Origin of the sequence: Pseudoalteromonas sp. S3776 (assembly GCF_005886915.1) — a bacterium.
Classification (GTDB): domain Bacteria; phylum Pseudomonadota; class Gammaproteobacteria; order Enterobacterales; family Alteromonadaceae; genus Pseudoalteromonas.
In genome coordinates this window covers 1-10,857 of the sequence record NZ_PNCU01000066.1, presented here as the reverse complement: position 1 = coordinate 10,857, position 10,857 = coordinate 1, and the positions used below count along the sequence as shown (strand labels likewise).

The 10,857-nt window shown below is 41.4% G+C and carries 9 protein-coding genes, 4 tRNA genes and 1 pseudogene; 4 read left to right on the top strand and 10 right to left on the bottom strand.

Translation table 11 applies throughout. The features are described 5' to 3' along the window. Nucleotides 1-110 precede the first annotated feature (110 nt). From CWC16_RS18035 to lolB, 10 genes are all read right to left on the bottom strand, one after another. Nucleotides 111-187 (bottom strand) — tRNA-Met (locus CWC16_RS18035). Nucleotides 188-192: 5 nt separating this feature from the next. Beyond that, a tRNA-Gln gene (locus CWC16_RS18030) sits at nt 193-267 on the bottom strand. 37 nt (nt 268-304) lie between these two features. After that, nucleotides 305-389: transfer RNA gene (locus tag CWC16_RS18025), tRNA-Leu, on the bottom strand. Nucleotides 390-455: 66 nt separating this feature from the next. After that, nucleotides 456-532, bottom strand: a tRNA-Met gene (locus CWC16_RS18020). A 737-nt stretch (nt 533-1,269) separates the two neighbouring features. Continuing rightward, nucleotides 1,270-2,361, bottom strand: a complete 1,092-nt coding sequence (ychF, locus tag CWC16_RS18015) for a redox-regulated ATPase YchF (protein ID WP_055018915.1) — start codon at nt 2,359-2,361, stop codon at nt 1,270-1,272. Nucleotides 2,362-2,394: 33 nt separating this feature from the next. Beyond that, complete coding sequence (gene pth / locus CWC16_RS18010) at nt 2,395-2,979, bottom strand: aminoacyl-tRNA hydrolase (RefSeq protein WP_082422814.1); 585 nt, start codon at nt 2,977-2,979, stop codon at nt 2,395-2,397. 18 nt (nt 2,980-2,997) lie between these two features. Next, nucleotides 2,998-3,612, bottom strand: a complete 615-nt coding sequence (locus tag CWC16_RS18005; RefSeq protein WP_138542531.1) for a 50S ribosomal protein L25/general stress protein Ctc — start codon at nt 3,610-3,612, stop codon at nt 2,998-3,000. A gap of 151 nt (nt 3,613-3,763) precedes the next feature. Further along, a complete protein-coding gene (locus tag CWC16_RS18000) occupies nt 3,764-4,711 on the bottom strand; it encodes a ribose-phosphate pyrophosphokinase (protein WP_004588832.1) in 948 nt (315 codons plus the stop codon). Between the two features lie 90 nt (nt 4,712-4,801). Next, nucleotides 4,802-5,659 carry a 4-(cytidine 5'-diphospho)-2-C-methyl-D-erythritol kinase gene (gene ispE / locus CWC16_RS17995; protein ID WP_138542530.1) on the bottom strand — a complete coding sequence of 286 codons (858 nt, stop codon included), beginning with the start codon at nt 5,657-5,659 and terminating at the stop codon, nt 4,802-4,804. Between the two features lie 2 nt (nt 5,660-5,661). Continuing rightward, a complete protein-coding gene (gene lolB / locus CWC16_RS17990) occupies nt 5,662-6,249 on the bottom strand; it encodes a lipoprotein insertase outer membrane protein LolB (protein WP_082422816.1) in 588 nt (195 codons plus the stop codon). A gap of 83 nt (nt 6,250-6,332) precedes the next feature. Here lolB and hemA point away from each other — a divergent pair, with 83 nt between their 5' ends. The 4 genes and pseudogenes from hemA to CWC16_RS17970 all read left to right on the top strand — a co-directional run. Continuing rightward, nucleotides 6,333-7,589 (top strand): glutamyl-tRNA reductase, encoded by a 1,257-nt coding sequence (gene hemA / locus CWC16_RS17985; protein WP_171037687.1) that lies wholly within the window; start codon nt 6,333-6,335, stop codon nt 7,587-7,589. A gap of 7 nt (nt 7,590-7,596) precedes the next feature. Next, the gene (gene prfA, locus CWC16_RS17980; protein ID WP_055016470.1) at nt 7,597-8,682 is read left to right on the top strand and encodes a peptide chain release factor 1; all 1,086 of its coding nucleotides are present in this window, start codon (nt 7,597-7,599) and stop codon (nt 8,680-8,682) included. 2 nt (nt 8,683-8,684) lie between these two features. Next, nucleotides 8,685-9,524: a peptide chain release factor N(5)-glutamine methyltransferase gene (gene prmC, locus CWC16_RS17975; RefSeq protein ID WP_138542528.1), complete on the top strand. Its 840-nt coding sequence runs from the start codon at nt 8,685-8,687 to the stop codon at nt 9,522-9,524. A gap of 56 nt (nt 9,525-9,580) precedes the next feature. Next, nucleotides 9,581-10,522 (top strand): annotated as a pseudogene (locus tag CWC16_RS17970) (DUF3369 domain-containing protein); the annotation flags it as partial. Nucleotides 10,523-10,857: the final 335 nt, after the last annotated feature.

Below are 10,857 nucleotides of genomic sequence, written 5' to 3'. Positions count from 1 at the left end.
CAATTCCGCCACTCCCGCATTATTTTGTGTTTAATAAACACTGGTAGTTATTTTAAACTCTTCATTGAGCCGCAATTTAACTCTTGCAGAGCCACTTCTAAAAAAAGAAATGGTGGCTAAGACGGGATTTGAACCTGTGACCCCATCATTATGAGTGATGTGCTCTAACCAGCTGAGCTACTTAGCCATTGTTGGCTGGGATACCAGGATTTGAACCTGGGAATGCCAGGATCAAAACCTGGTGCCTTACCGCTTGGCGATATCCCAACAGAAAACAATTGATAGTTTAGTTCATATCAGAACATGGTGCGGAAGGAGAGACTTGAACTCTCACATCCTAAGATACTGGAACCTAAATCCAGCGCGTCTACCAATTCCGCCACTCCCGCATTTTCACTTTGAATAATCAAAGCAAGGTAGTTATTTTAAACTCTTTATTGAGCTACAAAAGAAAATGGTGGCTAAGACGGGATTTGAACCTGTGACCCCATCATTATGAGTGATGTGCTCTAACCAGCTGAGCTACTTAGCCATCTCTTTTGTTATCACTTCATCGCTGAGTGCGGGGCGTATTATGCTGATATGACCCAAATCCGTCAACACCTTTTTTGCAAAAAAACACTTAACAGGGTTTGTTTGAAGGAAAATTAAGCTAAGAGACTAAATTTTAATAAAATTGCTGTTTTTTTAACTGCAAATCAACTGCCAAAGTACACTAAGTAATAACAACTTAAAACCGTTAGTACAAAAATTGCTGAGTATTTCAGCAGTCGTTTTGCGATCAAGTCGTATTAAAGCCTAAGTTTATTGAGTATTTTAGCTATTGAATGAAGCTATGATACTTAACAATTAGGCTATGTAATCATTTTAAGCAGGCATAAGCTGCGCTAAAAGTTACATATTAATCACCGTGGAGACAGTTGGTAGGGCAATTTGCTTATTATAGATACGTATTTCTCACGTCAACTAGAGTATTTAACATAGCTCGTTAGTAAAATAATAAATCGTAACAATACTTAATCATTTTGCGGACTAAATGTGTTGCTATCTGTGTTAAAAAATACTCTTTTAGAGCGACTAAATAGAAGTTTTTTGCCCAGCTATTAACATGTTTATCCATCCTCAAAATAGATCTCTTAACTAAGCAAAGTGGTATAAAAAGCCAAAAGTGATTAAGGCCGTTTAATTTTTGGATAAAACCTTACTTGATTACAGGTATAAAAAAACCCGCATTAAGCGGGTTTTTATAAACAGGTTGTTTAAGCGTAATTATACGTTAAACAAGAAGTTCATTACATCGCCATCTTTAACAATGTACTCTTTACCTTCTTGGCGCATTTTACCTGCTTCTTTAGCGCCACCTTCGCCGTTAAAGGCAATGTAGTCGTCATAAGCAATGGTTTGAGCACGAATAAAGCCACGTTCAAAGTCGGTGTGAATTTTACCAGCCGCTTGCGGTGCTGTTGCACCGACTGGAATAGTCCAAGCGCGTACTTCTTTTACACCTGCAGTGAAGTAGGTTTGCAAATGTAGTAGCTCGTATCCACCACGAATTACTCGGTTTAGGCCTGGTTCGTCTAAGCCTAGGTCAGCCATAAATTCAAGCTTGTCTTCTTCATCTAGTTCAGAAAGCTCAGACTCAATTGCTGCACACACCGGAATAACAACCGCGTCTTCAGACTCTGCAATAGCGCGCACACGATCAAGGTGTGGATTATTTTCAAAGCCATCTTCAGCTACGTTAGCTATGTACATGGTAGGTTTAATAGTTAAGAAGTTAATTGAGCTAATTGCTGCTTTTTCTTCTTTAGTAAGCTCTAAAGAACGAAGTGTTAAGCCTTCGTCTAAATGTGCTTTAACTTTTTCAAGTACTGCATTTTGCTCTTTAGCGTCTTTATCGCCGCCTTTCGCTTTTTTAGCATTACGGAAAATGGCTTTATCAGCACTGTCCATATCGGCAAGTACTAATTCGGTATTGATAACGTCAATATCGTCAGCAGGGTCAATAGTGCCTGCAACGTGAATTACGTTTTCGTCTTCAAAACAGCGAACTACATGGCCAATTGCATCCGTTTCACGGATGTTTGCTAAAAATTGGTTTCCTAAACCTTCACCTTTCGATGCGCCTTTTACTAAACCAGCAATATCAACAAATTCCATACTAGTAGGTAGAATACGTTGAGGATTTACAATTTTTGCTAGCTCGTCTAAGCGAGGATCGGGTACCGGTACTACACCTGTGTTAGGTTCGATGGTACAAAAAGGAAAGTTAGCGGCTTCAATACCCGCTTTAGTTAGTGCATTAAAAAGCGTTGATTTACCAACATTAGGCAAGCCAACGATGCCACATTTAAAACCCATAGTAAGATACCTTGTTAAGATTCGTTTAAACGATTATGGTTTAAAAGAATGTAGTCTGTTTTGTGCTTTTAACACACCATCTTTTGCAAGTATTTCCATACAACGAACTGCTTCATCAACCGCTGCATCCATTTTTTCTTGGTCTTCTTTGGGGGCTTTTCCAAGCACCCAACCTGTGACCATTTCACGATGCCCTGGATGACCGATACCTATGCGTAAGCGCATAAAATCTTTTTGGTTTGCCATTTTTGCAATAATGTCTTTTAAGCCATTATGACCGCCATGGCCGCCGCCTTTTTTAAGTTTGGCAACGCCTGGGTCTAAATCCATTTCGTCATGGGCAACGAGTATGTTTTCCACGGGGATTTTGAAAAAATTGGCTAAACTACCGACCGCTTTACCACTTAAGTTCATGTAGGTGGTGGGGATCAATAATTTGAATTCTTGGCCTTGGATGATCACTTTGCCTGTTAGGCCGTGATATTTAGGATCGTGTTTGAGCGTGCAGTTGTAGCGTGCTGCGAGTTCTTCAATAAACCAAGCACCTGCATTGTGGCGTGTGTTTGCGTATTCGGGGCCTGGATTAGCCAGGCCCACAAGCATTTGAATAGAATTCAAGGTGCAAGACCTTAAATATTATTCAGCAGCGTCTGAAGCTTCTTCTTCAGCTGGAGCTGCTTTGTTAGCTTTGATAGTTACTACTGACAGGTTATGGCCTTCGCCTTTACCTAGCTCAACAGACTGAACGCCTGCAGGAAGCTCAAGGTCAGAGATGTGAACTGAATCACCAACTACTAAGTTAGAAACGTTAACTTCAACGAATTCTGGTAACGCTTTAGGAAGACAAGAAATCTCAACTTCAGTTAACTGGTGAACAACAGTTGCGCCAGCTTTAGTTACTACTTCTTCACCGATGAAGTGAAGAGGAACTTTAGTTACTAGTTTGTGAGTTGCATCTACACGTTGGAAATCAAGGTGAGTGATTTTTGGCTTGAATGGGTGACGTTGAATATCTTTTAAGATAGCTTCAACAGACTCGCCGCCAACATTTAGCGTAAGAATGTGCGTGTAAAAACCTTCGCTTTCTTGTGCTTTGATCATGTCTTTATGAGCAAGAGTAAGCGATACCGCTTCTTTATCTGCACCGTAAAGGATAGCAGGTACTTTGTCTTCGCGACGTAGGCGGCGGCTCGCACCAGTACCAGTTTCTACGCGAAGTTCAGCGTTGTAAGTATAAGTTTCGTTAGACATAATGTCTCCAATAATTAAAAGTGTTAGGGCCTTTGCGACCAAGGTCCCTACCCAAAAGGCGCGCTATCATAACACCACCCCCCGATAAAATAAACAACACATACAAAAAAAGCGCCAAAAGGCGCTTACATGTTCAAGCAGATGCGTGGTTTTAGTGTTCAAACATCGCTGAAATAGATTCTTCATTGCTGATGCGACGAATTGTTTCGGCTAACATGTCAGCAAGTGTCAGTACTTTTACTTTATCAAGCGCTTTTAATTCATCAGATAACGGAATTGAGTCAGTTACAATCACTTCATCGATTACTGAGTTACGGATGTTCTCTGCGGCTTTGCCCGATAAAATAGGGTGTGTTGCATAGGCAAATACGCGTTTAGCACCATGTTCTTTAAGTGCTTCTGCGGCTTTACATAAGGTGCCACCGGTATCAATCATATCATCTACGATAATACAGTCGCGCCCTTCAACATCACCAATAATATGCATTACTTGAGAAACGTTTGCTTGCGGGCGACGTTTATCAATAATAGCAAGGTCTGTATCGTGAAGTAGTTTTGCAATAGCGCGGGCACGCACTACACCACCAATATCTGGTGATACTACAACAACGTCTTCAAACTCACGCTCTTCCATATCTTCAAGTAGTACAGGGCTACCAAATACGTTATCTACTGGTACATCAAAGAAGCCTTGGATTTGCTCGGCGTGTAAATCAACCGTAAGAACGCGGTCAACACCTACACTTGATAAGAAATCGGCAACAACTTTAGCGGTAATTGGAACGCGCGCAGAACGTACTCGACGGTCTTGACGTGCATAACCAAAATAAGGAATAACGGCCGTAATACGACCTGCTGATGCACGGCGTAGAGCATCAACCATAACGATAAGTTCCATTAGGTTATCGTTAGTAGGGGCACAGGTTGATTGCAAGATAAAAACATCCGAGCCACGAACATTTTCATTTATTTGAACACTGATCTCACCGTCGCTAAAACGGCCAACAACAGCATCGCCTAATTCAATATACAAACGTTTTGCAACTTTTTGAGCTAACTCAGGTGTTGCGTTACCAGCGAAGAGCTTCATGTCAGGCACGGTAGGGTTCCTCAGGCACTGAATTTTTGGACTAACGGGTAAATAGGTAAAACCTACTACGCGTTAACTTATGATTACTTGTACGTTACTTCATTGATCGAATATGGCGGCAAGCTCCGTATGAGCAGGTGAGACATTTGTGCTTGAAGCAACAAAACCCTGCCAAGTATGGGGGAGGTTATCAAGTACATCTTGTGCTTGAACTTGGCTAGCAAATTCGACAAAACAACATGAACCTGTTCCGGTCATCTTCGACGGGGCGTATTTTAGCAACCACTGCAGGGTTTTTTCAACCTCGGGGCAGAGCTTTTTAACTAAAGGCTCACAATCATTGGTTAACTTGTGGGTTTGCCAATCACCTGAAATTTTTGGTGTGTCGCGTTTTAAATCTGGATGGGTAAATATTTTAGCAGTACTTACATGTTGATTAGGGTGTACTACACAATACCATTTTTGCGCTAATTCTACGTCCACCAACTGTTCGCCAATACCGTGTGCTATGGCGCTTTTACCACGAATAAATACCGGTACGTCGGCACCTAATTGCAAGCCTAGGTTGGCTAATTCATCGATGCTTAGCTGAGTACCCCACATTTTATTAAGTGCAAGTAACGTGGTGGCAGCATCTGACGAACCGCCACCAACACCGCCGCCCATAGGCAGGCGTTTAATTAGATTTATTTTCACACCTGATGAAATACGACAATGTTTTTTAAGTAATAAAGCAGCTTTATAGATGAGATTATCGCAATCTGCTATGCCTTTAGTATCACCCGTTACTAAAATAGTAGCGCTTTCATTAGCAGAAAATTCGAGTGTGTCTCCAAAATTTAAAAAGGTGAATAAAGTTTCTAGTTCGTGATAGCCATCATCACGACGTGCATTGATGTGTAAAAATAAGTTGAGTTTTGCCGGCGCAATGACCGAAAAAGCCGTTTGAGTATTCATGCTTAATTAAACTGCCAATTGTAGAGTTGAATTTTGATTTTAATTTGCTGGTGTTTTAGCGTGACATTGCCGGGGACCCAAAAGCCACCTTGCTGTTTATAGTTTGAATACGTTATTTGCCATTTTTTATTCGTATTATCGTACCAGATAACTTGTTGTGCACGGCCAAGTTCGTCTACTTTTAATGTTTGTGAGGTTAACGTGCCTTTTAACCAGTTATCAGCGTTATCAACAGGTAAATCAAAACCGGTTAAGCGTTTCAATAATAACGCAGCGTTAGTATCCGTGTATGTTTTATCGTCGTAATCAAGTAGCGCACCTGTGCGGGTTTGTTTTAACGACAATATGCGTGTACCAATAAACGTAGTGAGCACTAAGTTGTTTTGTTTTTCGTCTTGTTGCCAATTTAAGTTTGCAGATTGTCGCTCATCAGGACTTATAAACGCTAACTTACCTTGAGCTTGCCAGGTTTTTTGCGCCGCTAAGCGAGGTTTCCAATCATCGTAAAGCGTTGTTTTTGTATCAATTTTGTGGGCGCAGCCCGCTAAAAACAGAAAAAGAGTGAATAAAATTAAATAATGTCTAATCAAATGTTGTTCCTTACTTTCCATATTCCGCTGATTTTTGGTAAAATTGCCGCCTTTAAAGTAGGGCGCAGCAATATTTGGCAAATATGACCATCATAGCACTTGGTATTAATCACAAAACCGCATCCGTAGAATTACGTGAAAAAGTGGCTTTTTCGCCTGAGCAAATGTCTGAGGCGCTCCAGCAATTAAGCGGTCATGCCGACTTTAACGAAGCCGTTATTGTATCTACCTGTAACCGTACCGAAATCTATTGTAGCCTTGAGCAGTCAAATTCCCAAGCATTGCTAGCGTGGCTTGCCAGTTTCCATGGTTTGGATGAACACGAACTGAGCAAAAATATATATTGCCACCAAGGTGATGCTGCTATTAATCATTTAATGCGTGTTGCGTGCGGCTTAGATTCATTGGTATTGGGTGAGCCGCAAATTTTAGGGCAAATTAAGCAAGCTTACCATAGCGCTAAAACATATGATGCTGTAGGCGTTAAGTTTGATAGGTTGTTCCAAAAAACCTTTTCGGTCGCTAAGCAAGTTCGTACCGACACCGATATTGGTGCCAGTGCTGTGTCGGTGGCGTTTGCTGCGGTTAATTTAGCAAAACATATTTACGGCAAGCTTGATAAAACCAATGTGTTATTAATTGGTGCCGGCGAAACAATAGAGCTTGTCGCTAAACATTTATACCAAAATGAGCCGCAACAAATTACGGTTGCTAATAGAACCATTGAGCGTGCACGCGGTTTAGCGCAGGAAGTATCGGCCGATGTGATTGCGCTGGCGCAGTTACCTGAACGTTTGCACAAAGCCGATATTGTTATTAGCTCAACAGCCAGTACCTTACCAATTATAGGTAAAGGGGTAGTAGAGCAAGCATTAAAACAGCGCCGCCATAAGCCTATGCTGTTTATTGATATAGCTGTACCGCGCGATATAGAAAGCCAAGTAGGCGAGCTTGATGCGGCCTATTTATATTCCGTTGATGACTTACAAGCCATTGTAAGCGAGAATATGGCCGCGCGTGAACAGGCAGCACAGCAAGCACAATTAATAATAAGCGAGCGCGTAAAAGAATTTGAAATGTGGGTTCGCTCTCTCGATTCGGTTGACTTAATTCGCCACTACCGAAACGACGTACAAACCATTAAGTCAGAACTTGTTGAGCGGGCGGTTAGTCAGCTAAATACAGGTAAAGATGCAGAAAAAATTATATTAGAGTTGGCCAATAAATTAACCAACCGCTTAATGCACGCGCCTACCCGTGCAATTCAAGATGCGGCTAAAAAAGGTGAAGTGGCTCAACTAACTCAGTTGAAAAAAATGTTAGGTATTGATCAGGAATAACAGTTAAATGAAAGAGTCTGTATATCGTAAATTAGAAACCTTAGTAGAACGCTACGAAGAAGTACAAGCACTACTGAGCGATCCGTCGGTCATTAGTGATCAAAACCGCTTTCGTGCTCTTTCAAAAGAATACTCTGAGCTTGAAGAAATTGTAAAAACATTTTTAGCATACCAACAAGCACAAGACGACGTCGCCACTGCTGAAGAAATGCTAAAAGATTCTGATCCCGATATGCGTGAAATGGCGCAAGAAGAATACAAAGAAGCTAAAGCGCAAATTTTATCATTAGAAGATGAGCTACAAGTGCTTATGCTTCCAAAAGATCCTAAAGATAACAACAATGTATTTTTAGAAGTACGTGCCGGTACTGGTGGTGACGAAGCGGCTATTTTTGCAGGCGATTTATTTAGAATGTACAGCCGTTACGCCGAAACACAAAAATGGAAAGTGGAAGTGGTGAGCACCAATGAAGGTGAACACGGCGGCTACAAAGAAGTTATCGCAAATATTAGCGGCGAAGGCGTGTACGGTAAGCTTAAGTTTGAATCGGGCGCTCACCGTGTACAACGCGTACCAGAGACTGAATCGCAAGGACGTGTACATACCTCTGCGTGTACGGTAGCAGTAATGGCTGAAATTCCAGAAGCCGAAGCCATTGAAATAAACACTGCTGATATAAAAGTAGATACATTTAGAGCCTCGGGTGCCGGTGGGCAGCACGTAAATAAAACCGATTCTGCAATTCGTATTACTCATATTCCAACAGGCGTGGTGGTTGAGTGTCAGGATGAGCGTTCGCAACATAAAAACCGTGCTAAAGCGATGTCGGTGCTTTCTGCGCGCTTACAGCAGGCCGAAGATGAAAAACGCCAAGCCGAAGAAGCTTCTGAACGTCGTAATTTAGTGGGAAGTGGCGACCGCTCAGAGCGTATTCGTACTTACAACTACCCGCAAGGGCGTATTACCGATCACCGTATTAATTTAACGCTTTATCGCTTAAACGAAGTGGTAACCGGTGATTTAGGCGCAATTATTGACCCATTAATGCAAGAGCATCAGGCCGATTTACTTGCCGCCATGGGCGATGAGTAATTGTGAGTCACACTCTTGAGCAGGCAATCGCGGTTGGTGCAAACATACTTGCACCAACAAGTGACAGTGCCAAATTAGATGCACAAGTACTGTTATTACACGTTCTTCAAAAGCCTCGCAGTTATTTATTTACATGGCCAGATAAGCTGCTTAGTAGCGATGAGCTGCGCCAATATGATGAATTTTGTCAGCGGCGTTTAAACGGTGAGCCCGTAGCGCATATTATTGGTGAGCGCGAATTTTGGAGCTTACCCCTAGAGGTAAATGCCACGACGCTTATTCCTAGACCGGATACTGAAACCTTAGTTGAACACGCTTTAGAGCTTGCCATGCCTGAGCAAGCTAAAGTGCTTGATTTAGGCACTGGGACTGGTGCTATTGCACTTGCACTGGGCAGTGAAATGCCAAAGTGGCATATTACCGCAGTAGACAAAGTAGCAGATGCAGTGGCCTTAGCGACGCGTAATCAGCAGCGTTTAGCGATTAATAATGTGCAAGTTAAGCAAAGTAACTGGTTTAGCGCGCTGAAAAATGAGCAGTTTAATTTAATTGTTACCAACCCCCCTTATATTGAGCACGACGATAAGCATTTAAAAGAAGGGGATGTGCGCTTTGAACCGCTTTCTGCATTAGTGGCCGATGAGGCTGGAATGGCTGATATAAAACAAATAATTACACAATCACGTGACTATTTGCTCGCGAGTGGCTATCTTTTAATAGAACATGGTTTTGAACAGGGTGAAGCTGTTCGACATTTGTTTGAGCAAATGGCGTATATAAATATTAAAACAGTAAAAGACTTGGGAAATAACGATCGTGTAACGCTCGCACAATGGCCTTAATTTGACAACAAACAGCCATGATGTGTGTTCTATAAATGCATTAAGGAACTTTTAATATGATGGGTGATTTTTTATTTTCAGATGAGCCAGAAGAGTTAGAAAGTGAAGTAGAGCTTGGCACTTGGAAAGTATTAATCGTTGATGACGAACCTGAAGTTCATGCTGTTACAAAGCTTGCGTTGAGTGATTTTGAATTTCAGAATAAACGTTTAGAGTTTTTAAGCGCATATTCAGGCGCTGAAGCAAAAGAATTAATAAATGCGCACCCAGATGCCGCTATTGTACTGCTAGATGTAGTAATGGAAACCGATGATGCCGGGTTGCAAGTTGCTAAATTTATCCGCGAAGAAGCTAACAATAATCATATTCGTATTATTTTAAGAACAGGTCAGCCAGGGCAAGCACCTGAACGTCAAGTTATTATTAATTATGATATTAATGATTACAAATCAAAAACAGAGTTGACAGCGCAAAAGCTGTTTACTGTTATTATGTCAAGCCTGCGCTCGTATCGCGATATTATTTCTATAGAACAATCTCGCGAAGGGCTTGAAAAAATCATTATTGCCTCGCGGGATATTTTTGCGACGCGTTCAATTGAGCAGTTTATGGAAGGAGTAATGCAGCAACTTACTTCTTTACTAGGCATTGCGGATCAAGCCGTTTATGCAACAACATTGGTTGCTCAAAATATTGAAGACAGTAGTAACGATAAGTTGATTGTTCGCTCTGCTACGGGAGAGTTTGAAAAAAGCGAAGGTAAAGTTTTGGATGATGTACTTCCTAGTGAGCAATTAGAAGCCTGCCATAAAGCACTTGAAGATAAGAGCATAATCTATAAAGACAACTATTTATTTGCTTATTGTAGCAGCGAGTACAATCATAATTCGATGCTATTTATATCGGGGATCCCTAAAAATATAACCGATACGCAACGTAATTTAATTGAGATTTTTTCTCAAAATGTGCAACTTGCATTTGAGAACGTGCAACGCCAACAAGGCTAGCTATTACTGTACCTTAAAAAGCACATAGCGTTTGCAGCTATGTGCTTTTTGGTTTATAGGGCATAATAGCCGACATAGTCCGTAGAGCATGTTGAACGTTAAACGGATTCTAATACCAATCCGCAATAATATTTAATCGTTTTGCGGGGCTAAATGTGTCGTTATCTGCGTTAAAAAATTCTTATTTACGACTGCATGGATGCAGAAGGTAGAGCAATGCAGGAGCAATTGCCGAGAACAACTAAATAGCGAATTTTTTGCCTTGCTATCAACACGTTTTTCCATCCTCAGAACAGATCACTTACTTATGCGGGTTGGTATAATAA